A 17,519-nucleotide genomic window follows, 5' to 3' on the forward strand; every position below is an offset into this window, starting at 1 on the left:
GGTGATCCCCACAGCGGAGGAGCGGCGGTGCACCTAAAGTCCCTCACCGTCAAGGGCTTTAAGTCGTTCGCTGAACCGACCACCCTGCAGTTCGAGCCCGGCGTCACCTGCGTGGTGGGGCCCAACGGTTCCGGAAAATCCAACGTGGTCGACGCCTTGGCGTGGGTAATGGGTGAGCAGGGGGCAAAGAGCCTCCGCGGTGGCTCCATGGAAGACGTCATTTTCGCGGGCACCCAAACCAGGGGTCCACTGGGTCGCGCCGAAGTGAGCCTCACCATCGATAACTCCGACGGTCTGCTGCCGATTGACTATTCCGAGGTCACCATTTCTCGCACCCTGTTTCGAAACGGTGCCAGCGAATACGCCATCAACCGGGAATCGGCCAGGCTCTTAGACGTTCAGGAGCTCCTGTCCGACACGGGGCTCGGCCGAGAAATGCACGTCATCGTGGGCCAAGGCCAGCTCGACCGTGTCCTCTACGCCTCCGCCGATGACCGCCGGCGCTTCATCGAAGAAGCCGCCGGAATCACCAAACACCGCCGGCGGAAAGAAAAAACGGTCCGCAAATTGGAGGCGATGGACGCAAACCTCACCCGCCTCCAAGACCTCGTCAACGAAATCCGGCGGCAGCTAAAACCCCTGGGTCGGCAAGCAGACGTGGCGAGGCAGGCCCAGAACATCCAATCGGCGGTGCGGGATGCGAAAGCGCGCCTGCTGGCCGACGAGGTCGCCACGCTGCAGCGGGAACTCGCCGACTATCAGGCCAGTGAGGGCGCGAGTGCGAGCGAGCGCGCCCTGGTTCAGACCGAACTCGACCGGGTCGTTGACGACACTAAAGCCCTCGAGGCGACCCGCGCCAGCACAGGCGTGGCCGAAGCCAGAACAGTGGACAGTTCGCTTCGACAGGTCGCTGAGCGCATCGACTCCCTGCACGCTCTCGCCGGGGAGCGGGTGAGCCTCCTCGCTGAACAATCGGAGGCCAGCGACATTGGCCCCGGCGTGAGCGACGAGGAACGCGCGGAGGCGGTGGCTCACGTCGAAGCCGCGCGCGAAGCTCTCGCCGCCCGGGAAGTGGAACTGGGTGATAAGGCTGCGCTCACTGCCAGTGCCCGAGCCGCCCTGGACTCGTATGACACTCAGTTGCAGGAATCCCGCGCGGCCAGAGAGGCCTGGTTGCGAAAACACCAGGAGCGACAGGAAGCCCTCGCGGTCGCCCACTCGCGTCTCGACAACGCCACCGCCGATCTCGCCGTCGCGAAAGAGGCAGTGGTGCGAGCCGATGAGCGCATCGCCGAGTTGGAGCGCCAGTGGCACGAGGCTCAGGTCGACACCGACGATTCGGGTGAATCGTCGACAGACAGCGCCGAGGGTGCACTGCAGGACGCCTGGCAGCGCGAGGGCGAAGCCGAAGAGCACCGGGATACTCTGCGGCGCGAACTGCATCGACTGGAGCGAGAAAAAGATGCCCTCGCGGCCACCGTTCAGACTCTGAGCTTGGCCCTCGAGAGTGGTCAGGGGGGCGCGGGTGAACAGCCAGAGGGTGTTCGTGGTCGAGTCGCAGAACTCATCAGCATCAACCCGGGTTTTGAAAAAGCCATCGCCCGCGCCCTGGGGGCACTCGCCGATGCCCTGGTCGTCTCCACCCGGCAGGGTGCTCTCGATCTCACCCGCGGGGTCAGCGGCCGTGACGATGCGAGACTGTCGCTGGTGGTCGATGAACTACCCGCCCACGCGGAGGATTTCGCGTTGGAAGGCTTGGTGGCAGCCACCGAGGTGGCGAGCGGTCCCGCAGGTCTCATGCGGGTCCTCCACCGGGTATTTATCGCCGAAGACCTCGAGGAAGTCACCACGCACTGGGTGGGCCACCCGGAGCTCCCGGCCGATGTGGTGATCGTCACGAAAGAAGGCGACCTGTTTTCGGGAACGCGTGTTCAAGCAGGAAGCGGCGCGCAGCAAAGCGCCGTGGAATTGACCGCAGAGCGCGACCAAGCGAATCAGGAGCTCCAGAGCGTCTCGACCGAAGTAGAGCGGGCGGCCAGTCGACTGGAGCAGGCCCAACAGGACGCACAGGAGGCGGCGGCTGAGGCGAAACGCGCGCTCGCCGAGGTTCGAGAATCCGAAGCGAGCAGGGCTCAACGAAGCGAAGCGCTGTCTCGTTTGGCCGCCACGCTCGATTCGGCCCGCGCTGAGCGAGAGCGGGCTCAAGACCGAGTCGACCAGTCGGAGGCGGCGCGGTCGCGCGCCGCGGAGGCACTAGAACACGCCGGTCACGACGAGGGTGATGAACCGGAACCGGTGGTGACACTCGATGAGTCCGCCCGCGAGGCGTTGGTCGAGGCGCTCGAGGGGGCCCGCGCGGGCGAAGTGGACGCCCGGGTCGCCGTGGAAGCCGCCCGGTCCCAGGTCGGCTATCAAGAATCTCACGTGAGCGCCCTCGAGGAGCGACAGCGGGCCTGGCACGAACAGCGTGCACGGGAGCAGCAGCGCGCGGTCGCCCGGCGTGAGCTCCAGCGTCGCTCGACCAGTGTCGCCGCAATCACTCCCGCTCTGGTGCGCGTCGCGCGGGCCAGTGTGGAGGAATCGTCTCGCACGGTGGCCGAGCGAGAAGCAGCCAGAGCATCCAGCGATGAAAAAGCAGCTGCCCTTCGCGCGCGAGAGGCGCAATTACGCGAGCGCCTCACCGCACTGACCGACAGCGTCCACTCGGTGGAAATGCACATCTATGAGCGAAACCTGCAGCTTGGACAATTGACTCACAAAGCGAGCGATGAGCTGGGCCTGAGCCTCGACGTGTTGATGGGCGAATACGGCCCCGATCAGCCCATCCCGTTAGACGACCCAGAAGATGCTGATGCCTCGTCGCCGGAGGCTGGCGAGAACGACGCCCGCGAGCGGGAAGTGGGTGATGGGGAAGGGAGCGATGGTGAGCATCAGCAGGCCCGCTCGACAACGCCCTTCGACCGAGCCGAACAGCAGCAGCGCCTGGCGAAAGCTCAGAAGCAGTTGGATGCGCTCGGGCGGGTTAACCCGCTGGCGCTGGAAGAATTTGATGCCCTGGAGAAGCGCCACCAGTATTTGGTGGAACAGCTGGAGGATGTGAGCGCGTCGAAGCGCGACCTGTTGGCGATTGTCGACGACATCGACGACACGATGCGCGATGTGTTCATGGCGGCTTTTGCCGACACGCAAAAGGCTTTTGACGACGTCTTCCCGGTGCTGTTTCCCGGCGGTCAGGGGGCATTGAGCCTTACCGACCCCGACGCTCCGCTCACCACCGGTGTCGACGTGTCGGTTCGTCCTCGAGGCAAAAACATCGAGAAGTTGTCGCTGCTGTCTGGCGGGGAGCGCTCGCTGGCTGCTGTGGCCCTGCTGATCGCCATTTTTATCGCCCGACCAAGCCCCTTCTACATCCTCGATGAAATCGAGGCGGCGCTCGACGATGCGAACCTGGGGCGTCTGCTCGACGTGATGGGCACCCTGCGACAAGATTCGCAGTTGATCATCATCACCCACCAGAAGCGCACCATGGAAATCGCCGACGCCCTCTATGGGGTGTCGATGCGAGATGACGGGGTGAGTGCCGTCGTGGGTCAGCGGGTGCGAGACGAAGCACTCAGTGCTTCCTAAGCCTTCACCCACATGTGGCTCACCGGTCACGCCCCGGCCACGGTAGTGTGTGGCGTGTGGGACGCAAGCAGGCCTTTGGCTGGACACTCATTGCCGCAGCAGCGGTGATCAGCGCCTCCATCTTCACCCAGGCGATCATTGCCGGTTCTGAGACTCCGGTGAGCTCGTCGACGGACACACCCGTTGTGCCGCTCGCGCCAGAAGAGGGCGAATAGCGCCGGTGGCGTCGTGGTCACTGGGCCGCGCCCTTCGCGGGTTGTGGCAGAAAGACACCCTCGATGAGTCGACGTGGGAAGAGCTCGAAGACGCCCTGCTGATGGCCGATGCCGGTGTGGACGACACCGAGACACTGATCGGCGAAGTGCGCAGCGAAGCCGAACGCATTGGGCTTTCTCGCCCGAGTGACGTGAAAGCGTTGTTGGCGGAGCGCGTGGAAGCCCACTTGGCCGAATACGACCCGACCCTGACCCTGACGGAGCGTCCCGCGGTGGTGCTCATTGTGGGAGTAAACGGTGTGGGTAAAACCACGACCATCGGCAAGTTCGCCCACTATTTGCGAAGCGCCGGCCGCAGCGTGCTGATCGGCGCGGCCGATACCTTTCGCGCGGCCGCTGTCGATCAGCTGGGCCACTGGGCCACCAGGGCCGATGCGACGATTGTGACCCCCGAAAAAGACGGTCAAGACCCCGCCTCTGTGGCGTACCAGGCGGTCTTGCGCGCCCAAGAAGAACACATCGACGTGGTCCTGATCGACACGGCCGGTCGCCTGCACACCAAATCAGACCTGATGGATGAGTTGGGAAAAGTGCGCCGTGTCGTGGAAAAACTTCAACCCGTTTCCGAAGTGTTACTGGTGCTGGATGCCACCACAGGTCAAAACGGCCTGTCCCAGGCGGAGCTGTTCTTGGAACACGCCGGGGTGACCGGCCTGGTGCTGACAAAACTGGACGGCTCGGCCCGAGGGGGTTTCGTGCTCGCCGTGCAACGGCGCACCGGATTGCCCGTAAAGCTCATCGGTGACGGTGAGGGCCTGGACAACCTGCGGGGCTTCTCGGCCAAAGCCTTCGCCACCGCGCTCATCGACTAACCCTCGGTGGGGTGCTGGCGTGCGTAGGCAGCGCGCAAGGCTTGGTAATGAGCGGCGTTAGTGCGAATGGCCTCAGTTTCTTCGCTGCTCAATTCGCGGCGGACCTTGGCGGGTAGGCCCGCCACGAGGCTGCCAGGGGGAATGACGTGACCTTCTAAGACCACTGCTCCTGCCGCCACCAGTGAACCGGTGCCAATGACGGCACCGTTTAGCACTGTGGCGCCCATACCGATCAGGCAATCGTCTTCGATGGTGCAGCCGTGCAGGGTGGCGTTGTGGCCCACGCTGACGCCGTCACCGACAGTGACCGGGTAGCCGGGGTCGGCGTGGACGGCGACGCCGTCTTGAATGTTCGATCCCCGCCCGAGGGTGATGTTTTCGGTGTCCCCGCGCAGTACAGCGTGGAAGAGCACGCACGCGTCGGCACCGATGGTGACCCGTCCGATGAGGTCCGCGCTCGCGGCGACATAGGCCGAGTCGTCGACCTGGGGGGTGTGGTCGTCAAAGGAATATCGCATTTTCCCAGAATACGACTCGGCTAGGCTTTAGCCACCATGGCATTTGGTTCCCTCTCCGATCGGCTGACCGAGACCTTCCGTTCGCTGCGCTCAAAAGGTCGGTTGTCCTCGAGCGATATCGACAAAACGGTCCGCGAAATACGTCGCGCTTTGCTCGATTCCGACGTCGCCCTCGAGGTCGTGAAATCGTTCACCCAGGCGGTGCGCGAGCGCGCCCTCGGTGATGACGTCAATAAGGCGCTAAACCCCGCCCAACAGGTCGTCAGCATTGTGATGGAGGAGTTGGAAGCCATCCTCGGGGGGACCGGCCGGGGGCTGACTTTCTCAAAAACACCCCCCACGGTGATCATGTTGGCGGGTTTGCAGGGTGCCGGTAAAACGACTTTGGCGGGAAAACTCGCCAAATACCTGAAATCCGAAGGTCACACCCCGGTCTTGGTCGCCTGTGACCTGCAACGCCCCGGTGCGGTCGACCAGCTGCAAATAGTGGGTGGCCAGGTCGAGGTTCCCGTGTTCGCCCCCGAGCCCGGCAGTGGGGTCGGCGACCCGGTAAAGGTGGCGAAAGATTCCCTTCGTTTCGCCACCGACAAACTCCACGACGTCGTCATTGTCGACACGGCGGGTCGAACCGGTGTCGACGAGGACATGATGGCGCAGGCCAGGGCAATTCGCGACGCGGTCACACCCGATGAGGTCCTCTTTGTCTTAGACGCCATGATCGGTCAAGACGCCGTGCACACGGCCAGGGCATTTGGTGACGGTGTCGATTTCACCGGTGTGGTGCTGACCAAACTCGACGGTGATCAAAAAGGTGGTGCGGCCCTCAGCGTGAAGGGCATCACCGAGCGCGACATTCTTTTTGCCTCTACCGGGGAAAAACTCGACGACTTCGAAGTCTTCCACCCCGACCGGATGGCCAAGCGCATCCTCGACCTGGGTGACGTGATGACCCTCATCGAACAGGCTCAAAAAGCCTTCGATGAGGAATCCAGGGCGGAAATGGAACAAAAGTTCCTCACCGACACCTTCACCCTGGATGACTTTCTGGACCAGCTTCAACAGGTCAAGAAGATGGGCTCCCTGCAGTCGATGATGGGCATGTTGCCGGGTGCCCGGGGCATGAAAGATCAGTTGGACAGTGTCGACGAGAGCGATATTGCCCGCAATGAAGCAATCATTCGGTCGATGACCCCCATCGAGCGACGAAGCCCCAAGCTCTTAAACGCGTCCCGCCGTAAACGCATCGCCATGGGCTCCGGGGTGAGCGTGACCGAGGTGAACCAGTTGATGGCGCGGTTCGAACAGGCCCAGAAAATGATGAAGACCGTCGCCAAAGGCGGTGTTCCGCAAATGCCGGGAATGGGTCCGGTGGGGGCGGGTGCAGGCTCGGGAAAATCGAAACGTAAAGGCAAAACCAAGAAACCCAAAGCCCGCTCCGGCAACCCGGCGACCCGGGCTCAGCAGCTCCAAGGCGGCAAACCCCCCGAAGCGCCGGGCTCCAGTTTCGGCCTGCCCAGCTAGTGTTGAGGCCCGCGGTCACGCGGTGCCGGCGAATCTGACAGAATAGGACGCTGGTAACACCACCGTCCGACCCTCTATCTGGCGGTAGTGCCCGACCACCGCTTTCTCGCAATCAGACCCCACCTGGTGTTGCGAGCCTGGCACCAATACCCATCACGACTGGAGAAACGTGGCTGTCAAGATTCGACTGAAGCGCCTGGGAAAAATCCACGCGCCGTATTACCGCATTGTTGTGGCCGATTCGCGCAAGAAGCGCGACGGCCGAGTCATTGAAGAAATCGGGAAATACCACCCGACCGAGAACCCTTCGCTGATCGAGGTCACCTCAGAGCGAGCCCAGTACTGGTTGAGTGTCGGCGCACAGCCCACCCCGCAGGTCTTGGCTATTTTGAAGCTCACCGGCGACTGGGGCACCTTTAAGGGTGAAAAGGACGCCAAGAACACCGTCCAGACTCGAGAGCCCAAGCCCGAGTTCAACCCGGACACGAAGAAAAAGCCCGTCTTGAAGCCCAAAGCCAAAGCGGAGCCCGCGAAGGCAGAAGCATCGGCTGAGGCTCCCGCTGAGGCAGTAGCCGATGCGCCCGCTGAAGCGACTCCTGAGGTCGCGCCGGAGGCGGCCGTTCCGGCTGACGCGGCGCCCGCTGAAGAGGCTCCCGCGGCACCTGCCGAAGAGACCCCTGCTGAGGAAACCCCTGCTGAGGAAGCGTCCACTGAAGCTCCCTCCGAAGAGGCACCTGCCGAAGAGGCTGCGGCCACAGAGGGTGACGACGCCAAAGCTAAAGCCGAGAAGGCTGAGTAGAGCATGTTAGACCGTGCGTTGACCCACCTCGTCAAGGAAATTGTGGAACACCCCGACGAGGTGTCGGTCACGCCGGTCGAAGGACCTCGCGGTGATGTCCTGGAAATCCGGGTCCACCCGGACGACCTCGGTCGAGTAATCGGTCGCGCCGGCCGAACCGCAAAAGCACTCCGCGCGGTCATTGGGGCGCTTGCTAAGGGTGGCCGGGTTCGTGTGGACGTGGTCGATCAGGACTCCTGATGTCTAGTCGGAAGGGTGGCCTTCCGGCTCCAAAGCCCCAGCGCGTGGAGTTGCGGGTCGCACGTCTACTCAAAGCTCACGGCCTCAAAGGCGGGCTGAAGCTGGAGCTGTACACCGACGACCCGGAAGGGCGCTTTCGCCCCGGCGCAGAAGTCAGCGTGCAGGTTCCGACCGACTCAGCGTGGTTTGGTCAGAAACTGACGGTCTCGCAGCTGCGCTTCTACAACGCCCAGCCGGTGGTGTTTTTTGACGGAGTGGACGACCGCACTGTCGCCGAGACTCTGGTTCGGGCGATTTTGTGGGTCGAACAGGACCACGATGCCCCCTCCACCGAATCCGATGCCTGGTTTGACCACCAGCTTGTCGGCCTGGAAGTACGACGCGATGGGGCCCGTGTGGGCGACATTGTGCGCGTCGATCACCTTCCAGCCCAAGACTTGCTCGTGGTGGGGGGACCGGAAGTGCAAGAAGAAATCCTGTTGCCCTTTGTCCGAGCCTTTGTTCCCGAGGTCAACACCGATGAGGGCTTTATTTCGGTGACCCCACCGGGGGGAATCTTTGACGGCGAGAGTATTGACGCGAGTGGCGACGAGGACGATTCGACGGGCGGGGGTGAGGCCCGTGCGCATTGACATCATCACCATTTTTCCCGACTACTTTTCGCCACTCCAGCTCTCGCTGATGGGTAAAGCCCAAGAGTCGGGGCTGATCAGCATCGGTATTCACGACCTGCGGGACTTTACTCACGACCGCCATCGCAGCGTGGATGACACCCCCTACGGGGGTGGCGCCGGAATGGTGATGAGCCCGGAGCCCTGGGGGGCAGCGATTGATTCGGTCCTCACCGAGCAGTCGACGCTCATCGTTCCCACCCCCGCCGGGGGCCTCTTTGGTCAACCGGTGGCGGCGCAACTTGCCCAGGTGCCCCATCTTGTCTTTGCCTGTGGTCGCTACGAGGGGATCGACCAGAGAGTGGTCGAGTACTACCGCTCCCGCATCGAGGTGCGTGAGCTCAGCATCGGCGACTATGTGTTGGCCGGCGGTGAAGTGGCCACCCTGGCCATGACGGAAGCGACGGTCCGACTGATTCCTGGAGTGTTGGGAAATCCTGATTCCCTGGTCGAAGAAAGCCACCAGTTGCCGGGAGTGGAATACCCCAGCTACACCAAACCGCCCAGCTGGCGGGGCATGGATGTTCCAGAGGTATTACTCAGTGGCCACCACGAACAGATTGAGCGCTGGCGGGCGGAGCAGTCTCAGGAGCGAACAACACACAATCGCCCGGATTTACTCCCCGACGCCTAGCGACCCGTGCGGCGGGGACACCTCTCTGCGCGCGGGATGCTCGGTGAGAACGAGAGGACCTGCTGGGGTAATCGCCACGGTGTGTTCACTGTGGGCGGCGCGGGAACCATCGGCGCTTCGAAGGGTCCAACCATCAGGGTCCACGACGAGTTCGTCGGTGCTGTGCATGAACCACGGCTCGATGGCAAACACCATTCCCGGTTTGAGTAGCGGGCCACTGCCCGGCTCACCGTCGTTGGGGATGGAGGGCTCTTCGTGCATTGTTCGGCCCACACCGTGGCCACCAAAGTCCGTGTTGACGGAGTAACCGTACTCGCTCGCCACTCTCCCGATTGCGGCCTGAATGTCACCCAGGCGCGCTCCAGGCCTGGCCTGGTCTATTCCGGCCAGGAGGGCTTCTTCGGTGGCGGCGATGAGGGTGTGATCTTCTGGTTGTCCGTGGCCGACGACGGTACTTCTGGCGGAATCGGCGACCCACCCGCCGAGCTCCACGGCGAAATCGACCGAGAGCAGGTCGCCCTCTCGCAGGGTGTAATCCCGGGGTAGTCCGTGCAGGGCGGCATCATTCACGGACGTGCAGAGAACCTTTCCAAACGGCCGGGCACCAAACGAGGGGTGGTAGTCGATGTAACAGCTGGTGGCTCCGGCTGAGTCGATGCGCTCGTGGGCGAGCGCATCGAGTTCGAGCAGGTTGACCCCCGGTGTGGCGGCGTCGAGCAGTTCCTGGAGGACGTCGGCGACAAAGGTCCCCGATGGGCGCATGGCCTCGATGTCGGCCAGGCGATGCCTGCTAATCCGCGCCAATTATTTAATCGGAACGTTGGTGCGAAGGTAATCGCCGATCACACGGCGCGCTTCTTCGATGACTGTGGTGTCACCGTCTGGGTCGCGCCGGAAGGCTTCGGTCATGAGGGCCTGGCCCATGGCCACGGCGATTTCGATGTGGAAAATCATGTCCTTGGTCACGGAAATGGAGTGCGCTTCGGCGACGAGAGAGGCGAGTGCTTTCGCGATGAGGGAGTTGTTGGATTCTTCGTCACTCAAGAAGCGGTGGGTAATGATTTCGCCGAAGCGCAGGTGCAAGAAACTGGGCTCGGTCCGACACAGGCGGACAAAAGCGTCCAGGGTGAGATCCCACGACGACCACGGCTCATCGGGTGTGAGGTCACTGCCCTCGCGTACCGCATCGAGGTAGAGGTGGAGGTTTCTGGTCGCCAGTTGGCGCAGCAGGGCATCGACATTGGGAAAGTAGCGGTAGAGCACTCCCACTGAGGACCCGCTGCGGTAGGCGACGGCGGTGGTGGTGACGGCGTCAATTCCGCCCTCATCGATAAGTTTCGCGGCGGCATCCAGCAGTGCCTCCATCCGGTCGGCGCTGCGTTTTTGAACGGGAACGTTGCGCAGTGACATTCCCGTGTCGACCTCGATGCTCACCTCACACCACCTTTCTTTCGCCTCAATGGGCATTGACCCGTGATTCGACGAAGAGTATCAGGTGTGGCACACTGTGGTGTCGGAACATCTGGTTTCTGCCACGGGGGAGAGCGCCAGAGGTCCGCATTTGACGCGGGAAAGAATCACTTTCCCCCTTACGCTGGCAACCCGTGGTGCCTGGAGAGAGAACAAGCATGCAAACCCTAGACGCGGTCGACGCGCAATCCCTCAAATCCGACATTCCGGACATTCGTCCCGGAGACACCGTCCGAGTCGATGTGAACATTGTGGAAGGGAACCGCTCGCGGGTCCAGGCATTCCAGGGTCTCGTCATCAGTCGCTCCGGCCACGGCCTCACCGAGACCGTCACGGTGCGCAAGGTGAGCTTCCAGGTCGGTGTGGAGCGGACATTCCCGCTGCATTCGCCGATCATCGACGGTATTGAGATCCTCTCGCGCGGTGAAGTGCGTCGGGCAAAGCTTTACTACGTCCGCAGCCTGCGCGGCAAAAAGGCGCGCATCCGCGAAAAGCGCGAGTCTTAACGCGAGAGTAACCGCGACCCCAACAGGGTCCTTTCTGAGGCTCCGGGGGGTGTGACAGTGGCACAAAAAGCACCACGGGGCCTGCTCTCACGCCTCGGGCGCTACCTGTTCATCATTGTTCGGGACCTGCTCATCATCGTGCTCGCCGCACTGGTGGTGTCGTTTCTGATCAAAACCTTTCTCATCCGCTCGTTTTCCATCCCGACTTCCTCAATGGAGGAGACCCTCCAGGTCGACGATCGGGTCATTGTCAGTCAGCTCACCCCGGGTGTCTTCGAGGTGAACCACGGCGACGTCGTGGTTTTTGTGGACCCGGGCGGTTGGTTACCCAGCGGCTTGGCCACCGAAGATGACCCGTTGACGACGCTGTTTAACTGGATTGGCCCTCGATTGGGACTGCCGGATGAATCCGGCGACGAACATTTGATTAAGCGCGTCATTGGTCTCCCCGGTGACACCGTGGTCTGTTGTGACGCGCTGGGCGCGCTCAGTGTCAACGGCGTCCCCCTGGAGGAGCCCTACCTCTCACTGCCCGACGGTGTCGAGGATGTCAGCGGCTCGAGTTTTTCGGTCGTGGTCCCGGATGACGCCCTCTGGGTGATGGGCGATAACCGCTACAACTCTGCGGATTCGAGGGCCAACCTGTCGAAACCGGGTGGGGGTTTTGTGCCGGTCGATCACGTGGTGGGTCGAGCGATTGTGGTGAGTTGGCCGGCGGAGAACTGGGCCTGGTTGGGTAATTTCCCCTCCGCGTTCCAGGGCATACCCGACAACCCCATCCGCGGATGAGCACTCCACACCTCGAGGTCGAACACTCCCTCGTGGAGCGAGGGGCCCAGTATGTGATCGGTGTCGACGAGGTGGGTCGCGGCGCCATCGCGGGACCCGTGTGGGTGAGCGCGGGGGTGTGGAATCCCGGTTGCGGGCCCATCCCGGAGGGGCTCAGAGATTCGAAACTGATCCCGGAGCGCCGCCGTGTCGATATCGCCCAGCGCGCGACACAGTGGCTGCTGGCCTCAGGGTCTGGCAGAAGGGAAGCCTCAGTGATTGATTCCGGGGGCATCATGGCGGCCCTGGGTGGTGCGGGGGCCGACGCCGTCGTCCAGGCGTGGCGCAGCGTGGGTGAGCCGGCGGCGACCGTGGTCCTACTCGATGGCAACCAGGACTGGTTGTCTGCACACCTCCCTCCGGGCCTGGCAGTGGTCACTCTCGCTAAGGCTGATCTGAGTGCAGCGGCCGTCTCGGCTGCCTCAGTGATCGCGAAAGTCTCCCGCGATCAGGTGATGATCGAGGCGGATGAGCAGTATCCGGGGTATGGCTTTGCCGGACATAAGGGTTATGGCTCCGCTGCCCACCGCGAGGCGATTGTGCGGCTGGGACCGTGCCCGCTGCACCGAGTGACCTGGATTTCATCCCTGAAAGACCAGAGCTCATCGGGACTAGACTGAAGCGCCGATGGATGAAGAATTTGACGACTTTGATCGGGAAGCGGAACTCGCGCTCTACCGCGAGTATCGAGACGTGGTCAATCAGTTTCAATTCGTGGTCGAAACCGAGCGGCGCTTTTACCTCGCCAACGATGTGACCCAGAGCGTCCAAGAGCGCGGTGGAGATTTCTTCTTCGAATTGGTGCTCAACGACGTGTGGGTGTGGGATATCTACCGCGCGGATCGTTTTGTGAAATCGGTGAAGGTCTTGACCTTTAAGGACGTCAACGTCGAAGAGCTCGGAAATAAAGAGCTGAAGTTGCCCACCGACCTCGCCTTAGACGAATAGTCCACACGCCCGCGCGACCACTGTGTACTCCACGCGGTGGTCAACTACTGATCGAGCGCACCGCCGGGTAGTCCACCCTGGGCGCCATGGCCACACTCCCGCTCGGTGATTACCCGCAGCAGGGCTCCGCTCCCGAGCCCCCCGCGCCCGAGACCGCACTGTCGGATGGGGGTGGGGATCAGTGGCGCGAGCGAGACTTCCAAGCACGACTCTGGCTCTCGCTGTGTGTTCCCCCCGGAGATCCGCTGGTGGGTGGGCTGGTGGCCACCCTCGGTGCGGTGCGGGTCCAACAGCTTGTGCGCAGCCCCGCACGCAGGGGGCTCTCTGGTCGACTGGCCGGGCAGGTGAGAGCGCTGCAGCAGCGCACTTTGGTGCTCCCCACAGAAGCGACACTCCAGCGTGCACACGACGCGATCGCCCGCTCCAGCCTCCAGGTTCTCACCCCCGCCGATCGCCAATGGCCGCCGGGTCTTGGCGATTTAGGGGCGAGGGCGCCTCTGCTGCTGTGTGTGAGGGGGGTCGCTTCGGCGCTTCACCGGGTGGGTCGACAGGTGGCGATCGTGGGCACGAGGACACCCAGCCTGGTGGCGCTCAGCGCCGCCCGCGAGATTGCCTGGCATCAAATCACTGCCGGGCGCACCATCGTCTCCGGCGGGGCCAAAGGGATCGACGCCGTGGGCCACCTGGTGTCGCTGGAGTCGGGGGTGGCGACGGTCGCTGTTCTCGCTCAGTCGCCCGATCGGCCCTATCCGGTCGAGCACCGTGGTCTCTTTGACGACATTGCCCAGTGCGGTGCAGTGGTGTCGGAAGTTCTCCCCGGTGTGAGCCATGGCGCTTCCGGTTTTCTCGCGAGAAATCGGTTGATTGCGGCACTCGCGAGCCTCACCATCGTGGTCGAGGCGCCGATTCGCTCCGGGGCGATCAGCACCGCAGCCCACGCGGCGCACCTCGACCGGGCGGTAATGGCCGTAGTCTACGAACAACACGAAGCAGACTCAGGTTCTTCTCGACTGGGTGTGCAGAATAGAGGGCAACGTGTTTTTCCAGTGGATAATCGCGGCGCTGAGCGGGTCCTCGAGCAGTGGGCAGGGGAAGCAATACATTGGCCGGCTCTCATTCGTGAGAAAGATTAAGGTAACGCCGTGAAGAGCCCCCTCAGTCAGCATCCAGACCCCGGCCTGTCTGTGCTCCACATCAGTGACACCCATCTTCTGGGTCACGACCGCCTGCTCTGGGGGTCAATTGACACCGCGGCGCGGCTTACAGCCCTGCTCGAGCGGGTGGTCGCCAGTGGAGAGCGACCGGCGGCGCTGGTTTTCACCGGTGACCTGGCAGACATCGGCGAAGTGGAGGCCTATCGCGACCTGCGAGATGGCGTTCAACCCTTTGCCGACGCGCTGGGCGCGAAGGTGATTTGGGTGATGGGAAACCACGATGAGCGCCAACCCTTCGCCACCACCCTGCTCGATGAGGACAGTACGACAGAAGCGCTCGACCGGGTGTATGACATCGACGGGCTGCGAATTATTGCCCTCGACACGTCGGTACCCGGATTTCACCACGGCGAATTGAGCACTGCCCAGCACGACTGGCTCAAGGACATCCTGGCAACCCCCGCGGCCCAGGGGACGCTCCTGGCCATGCACCATCCCCCCATTCCCACGCCAATCGACATGATGGGTGTGATCGAACTAGACGACCAGGCCAGTCTGTGGCAGAGCATTGCCGGCAGCGATGTGCGCGGTATTCTCGCCGGCCACCTGCACTACTCCACCTTCGCCGCCTACCAGGGGATCCCCGTATCAGTCGCCGCGGCGATGTGTTACAACATCGACATGGTTGGCCCCGCCGACACACTCTTGAGCGGTGTAGACGCCGGTCACAGTGCGTCTCTCGTGTCGGTCTATCCCGAGCAACTGGTCTTTTCCTCCCTCGTCGCCGGAGACCTGCCGGTGGTGTTCGCCCAAGCCAAAGCGCGCCTGGACGAGTTTCGCGAGTGGAGCCCCGAGCGGCGTCGAGCCGTCTTCTCGGATAAACTCTCGGAGTTCAACCAGGGCGAACAGGCCGCCCAATCGGGCTCCTAGCCACCACTCTCGGGTGTCATTCGCTCCGGTGTGTCGCCCGGGTCCCGCCCCCAGGCTCGAAACACTAGAGGGTATGAGCCTGACTGCGGCGATTCGCGCCTACCTCGAAGCGAGAGCGGGCAGCGGCGAGCTCTCCGAGCATTCACTGCGCGGCTACCAGCAAGACCTCGAGTCATTTCGTGATTACGCGAAAAGGCACGACGCGCTGGCATTGACCCAGGTCGACTCTGAACTGTGTCGATCGTGGTTGTGGGAGCAGGCGACTGGGGGTCTTGCGCCGAGGACACTGCGCAGAAGAGTCTCCAGCCTGAGAGGCTGGAGTCGCTGGGCGCACCGAGAAGGCCTTCTGGGGGCTGATGTCGCGGCCAGCATTCACCAGCCCACTGCGCCCAAACGGCTGCCTCGGGTGCTGAGCGAACACCAGCTGGGCGAGATTTTCCAGGTGTTGGAACACCGCGCGTCAACCGGTGACCCGGTGGGACTTCGCGACCGGGCCATTGTGGAACTGCTGTATTCCTCGGCGCTTCGGGTGGGGGAGTTATGCGGTGTGGAAATGGACGCCGTGGATTTCTCCGAGCGCACCCTCCGGGTGGTCGGTAAGGGAAATCGTGAACGAGTCGTCCCGATGGGCGGCCCCGCCCACAGGGCGTTAACCGACTACCTCGAGCGGGGCCGAGGTGCACTGTTGGCACAAAAAACCTCGAAGAGGGTCTTTCTCAACTCACGCGGTGGGCCCCTGGGCCCGCGTACGGTGTACCAACTCATCGCGGCGCTTCTCGAGCCGTATCCGGGAAACGGCCCGAGTGGTCCACACACTCTGCGCCATTCCGCAGCGACCCACCTGCTCGATCACGGTGCGGACCTGCGCAGCGTTCAAGAATATTTGGGGCACCAATCCTTGGCCACCACCGAGTTGTACACACACGTGTCCATCGAGCGGCTGCGCAGCGCTTTTGACCAAGCCCACCCCCGGGCATAGCGGCCATGGGTACCTTCTGATCACACCCGGGGTGAGTGGTGCTCCGGTGTCGCCGATGCGCTGTGTGGAAACGGTAGAAGCCGCGCCCGGCGCAGTATTCCCAGCTCCCGGGCCGGAGAGCGATAGGCACCCTCCACGCGCAATCCCACGTGGAGGCACCCTCCCGGGCAGTGACCGGCTGCGACCCGGCCGATATGGTGGCCGGCGCGCACCCGAGAGCCCACCTCCACATCCATTACCACCGGAACCATGCTGACCAGCTGCCCCGTCGAGGTGCGGATGGTCACCACCCCACGGTCGACCACGTCACCGGAGAAGTGGACTGAACCCGAGACGGGAGCGATAACCGCTGTGCCTGCCGGGGCGCGCAGGTCGAGCCCCCGGTGGCCTGGCCCCCACTGACTCTCCGGGGCTTCGAAGTCCCTCACGACCGCGGGTTCGTGGCTAACCGGCCACTGCCACTCTGCGGGAGGGGGGCTGATGAACGAGGCGAGCAGCAGTGCGGTGAGGGCGTGGGCAATCATGCTCGCATTTTGCGTCACCCACGCTGGCTCACACCCGCCAGGGGCCCCCGGTGGGGAATACACCCCGGCGACGAGGGGTGTGGAGAGTGCTCCGTGCTGTCCCACCGGTGGGCCACGGCGGGCATGGGGGCCGAAGGTCGCTGGTGTGAGACGCGTAAAACGCGCTATGATCGACTCAGCAGCCGATTCGTCGGCTGACTTCGCGTGTCGATCAGAAGATCTGACCCTCGGTCCTCGGCCACTTCGTGTTGTCGGGGGAAGGTCGGGCTCCGGCACCAGGGTGTGTTCCGCCGGAGCACGCAGAAACCGAGAACATGAAGGAGTACGGCCATGGCCGTCATTACTATCCGCCAGCTGCTCGACAGCGGCGTCCACTTTGGTCACCAGACGAGGCGCTGGAATCCCAAAGTAAAGCGATTTATCCTCACCGAGCGCAGCGGTATTCACGTCATCGACCTGCAACAGTCGTTGAACTACATCGACAAGGCCTACGACTTTGTCAAAGACACGGTCGCCCACGGTGGCACGGTGTTGTTTGTGGGAACGAAGAAGCAGGCCCAGGAAGCCATTTCTGAGCAGGCGACTCGCGTCGGTCAGCCGTTTGTGAACGAGCGCTGGTTGGGTGGTCTGCTCACCAACTTCCAGACCGTGTCAAAGCGTTTGGGTCGTATGAAAGAACTCGAAGAGGTCAACTACGACGACACCACCCAGGGCTTCACGAAAAAAGAACTCCTGATGAAAAAGCGCGAGTTGACCAAACTCCACAAATCACTGGGTGGTATTCGAAACCTCCAGAAAACCCCCAGCGCGATGTGGGTTGTCGACCCGATTCGTGAGCACTTGGCAATCGACGAAGCCCGCAAGCTAGGAATTCCGGTTATCGGCATTCTCGACACCAATGCTGACCCCGATGACTTCGCCTACCCGATTCCCGGAAACGACGACGCCATTCGCTCGGTCGCGCTGTTGACCAAAGTGATTGCCGACGCCGTCGCAGAGGGCCTCATCGAGCGCCACCAGAAGCCCGAACAGGAAGGCAACGTCTCGGCGGTCGAGCCGTTGGCTGAATGGGAGCGGGAACTG

The 17,519-nt window shown here is 62.9% G+C and carries 19 protein-coding genes and 1 pseudogene; 16 read left to right on the forward strand and 4 right to left on the reverse strand.

Annotated features, from left to right (window positions below; genetic code table 11):
* The first annotated feature begins 27 nt into the window (after window positions 1-27).
* The 3 genes from smc to ftsY are packed head-to-tail and all read left to right on the forward strand — an operon-like array spanning window position 28 to window position 4,714.
* On the forward strand, window positions 28-3,627 hold the full coding sequence (smc, locus tag RI518_RS05045) for a chromosome segregation protein SMC (protein ID WP_310689538.1): 3,600 nt from the start codon (window positions 28-30) through the stop codon (window positions 3,625-3,627).
* Between the two features lie 56 nt (window positions 3,628-3,683).
* Window positions 3,684-3,842, forward strand: a complete 159-nt coding sequence (locus RI518_RS05050) for a hypothetical protein (RefSeq protein WP_310671493.1) — start codon at window positions 3,684-3,686, stop codon at window positions 3,840-3,842.
* Window positions 3,839-4,714: a signal recognition particle-docking protein FtsY gene (gene ftsY / locus RI518_RS05055; RefSeq protein ID WP_397428126.1), complete on the forward strand. Its 876-nt coding sequence runs from the start codon at window positions 3,839-3,841 to the stop codon at window positions 4,712-4,714. Before RI518_RS05050 ends, ftsY begins: the two co-directional genes overlap by 4 nt.
* Here the strand turns inward: ftsY and RI518_RS05060 are convergent.
* Window positions 4,711-5,232, reverse strand: coding sequence for a gamma carbonic anhydrase family protein (locus tag RI518_RS05060; protein WP_310689539.1), 522 nt, complete (start codon window positions 5,230-5,232; stop codon window positions 4,711-4,713). The two genes, ftsY and RI518_RS05060, sit on opposite strands and share 4 nt — an antisense overlap.
* A 36-nt stretch (window positions 5,233-5,268) precedes the next feature.
* Here RI518_RS05060 and ffh point away from each other — a divergent pair, with 36 nt between their 5' ends.
* The 5 genes and pseudogenes from ffh (at window position 5,269) to trmD (ending at window position 9,097) form a co-directional block, all read left to right on the forward strand.
* Window positions 5,269-6,753 (forward strand): signal recognition particle protein, encoded by a 1,485-nt coding sequence (gene ffh / locus RI518_RS05065; protein ID WP_310671496.1) that lies wholly within the window; start codon window positions 5,269-5,271, stop codon window positions 6,751-6,753.
* A gap of 169 nt (window positions 6,754-6,922) precedes the next feature.
* Window positions 6,923-7,309 (forward strand): annotated as a pseudogene (gene rpsP, locus RI518_RS05070) (30S ribosomal protein S16); the annotation flags it as partial.
* Between the two features lie 246 nt (window positions 7,310-7,555).
* Window positions 7,556-7,792 carry an RNA-binding protein gene (locus RI518_RS05075; RefSeq protein ID WP_310671498.1) on the forward strand — a complete coding sequence of 79 codons (237 nt, stop codon included), beginning with the start codon at window positions 7,556-7,558 and terminating at the stop codon, window positions 7,790-7,792.
* Entirely contained in the window at window positions 7,792-8,424 is a 633-nt protein-coding gene (gene rimM / locus RI518_RS05080; protein ID WP_310671499.1) for a ribosome maturation factor RimM, read from the forward strand. Before RI518_RS05075 ends, rimM begins: the two co-directional genes overlap by 1 nt.
* Window positions 8,414-9,097, forward strand: coding sequence for a tRNA (guanosine(37)-N1)-methyltransferase TrmD (trmD, locus tag RI518_RS05085; RefSeq protein WP_310671500.1), 684 nt, complete (start codon window positions 8,414-8,416; stop codon window positions 9,095-9,097). Before rimM ends, trmD begins: the two co-directional genes overlap by 11 nt.
* Here the strand turns inward: trmD and map are convergent.
* Both map and RI518_RS05095 read right to left on the reverse strand, forming a co-directional pair.
* Window positions 9,080-9,901 carry a type I methionyl aminopeptidase gene (gene map, locus RI518_RS05090; protein ID WP_310671501.1) on the reverse strand — a complete coding sequence of 274 codons (822 nt, stop codon included), beginning with the start codon at window positions 9,899-9,901 and terminating at the stop codon, window positions 9,080-9,082. The genes trmD and map overlap by 18 nt on opposite strands.
* A complete protein-coding gene (locus tag RI518_RS05095) occupies window positions 9,902-10,531 on the reverse strand; it encodes a TetR/AcrR family transcriptional regulator (RefSeq protein WP_310671502.1) in 630 nt (209 codons plus the stop codon). It abuts the gene before it with no gap.
* A gap of 194 nt (window positions 10,532-10,725) precedes the next feature.
* On the opposite strand from RI518_RS05095, the gene rplS reads away from it, so the two are divergent.
* From rplS to RI518_RS05130, 7 genes are all read left to right on the forward strand, one after another.
* Window positions 10,726-11,073 carry a 50S ribosomal protein L19 gene (rplS, locus tag RI518_RS05100; RefSeq protein ID WP_310671503.1) on the forward strand — a complete coding sequence of 116 codons (348 nt, stop codon included), beginning with the start codon at window positions 10,726-10,728 and terminating at the stop codon, window positions 11,071-11,073.
* Between the two features lie 57 nt (window positions 11,074-11,130).
* On the forward strand, window positions 11,131-11,862 hold the full coding sequence (gene lepB / locus RI518_RS05105) for a signal peptidase I (protein ID WP_310671504.1): 732 nt from the start codon (window positions 11,131-11,133) through the stop codon (window positions 11,860-11,862).
* Window positions 11,859-12,521, forward strand: coding sequence for a ribonuclease HII (locus RI518_RS05110; protein ID WP_310671505.1), 663 nt, complete (start codon window positions 11,859-11,861; stop codon window positions 12,519-12,521). The genes lepB and RI518_RS05110 overlap by 4 nt, the downstream gene beginning before the upstream one ends.
* A 7-nt stretch (window positions 12,522-12,528) precedes the next feature.
* Window positions 12,529-12,849, forward strand: coding sequence for a DUF2469 family protein (locus tag RI518_RS05115; RefSeq protein ID WP_310671506.1), 321 nt, complete (start codon window positions 12,529-12,531; stop codon window positions 12,847-12,849).
* 86 nt (window positions 12,850-12,935) lie between these two features.
* Entirely contained in the window at window positions 12,936-13,982 is a 1,047-nt protein-coding gene (locus RI518_RS05120) for a DNA-processing protein DprA (protein ID WP_310689540.1), read from the forward strand.
* Between the two features lie 9 nt (window positions 13,983-13,991).
* Window positions 13,992-14,933 (forward strand): phosphodiesterase, encoded by a 942-nt coding sequence (locus RI518_RS05125; RefSeq protein WP_310689541.1) that lies wholly within the window; start codon window positions 13,992-13,994, stop codon window positions 14,931-14,933.
* A gap of 73 nt (window positions 14,934-15,006) precedes the next feature.
* Window positions 15,007-15,912, forward strand: coding sequence for a tyrosine recombinase XerC (locus RI518_RS05130; RefSeq protein ID WP_310689542.1), 906 nt, complete (start codon window positions 15,007-15,009; stop codon window positions 15,910-15,912).
* Between the two features lie 20 nt (window positions 15,913-15,932).
* Here RI518_RS05130 and RI518_RS05135 read toward each other — a convergent pair whose 3' ends face one another.
* Window positions 15,933-16,454, reverse strand: a complete 522-nt coding sequence (locus tag RI518_RS05135) for a peptidoglycan DD-metalloendopeptidase family protein (protein ID WP_310689543.1) — start codon at window positions 16,452-16,454, stop codon at window positions 15,933-15,935.
* Window positions 16,455-16,766: 312 nt separating this feature from the next.
* Here RI518_RS05135 and rpsB point away from each other — a divergent pair.
* The coding region (gene rpsB, locus RI518_RS05140; protein WP_310689544.1) for a 30S ribosomal protein S2 at window positions 16,767-17,519 on the forward strand (753 nt) is incomplete at its 3' end.

This window comes from Pontimonas sp. (genome assembly GCF_031581085.1).
GTDB lineage: Bacteria > Actinomycetota > Actinomycetes > Actinomycetales > Microbacteriaceae > Pontimonas.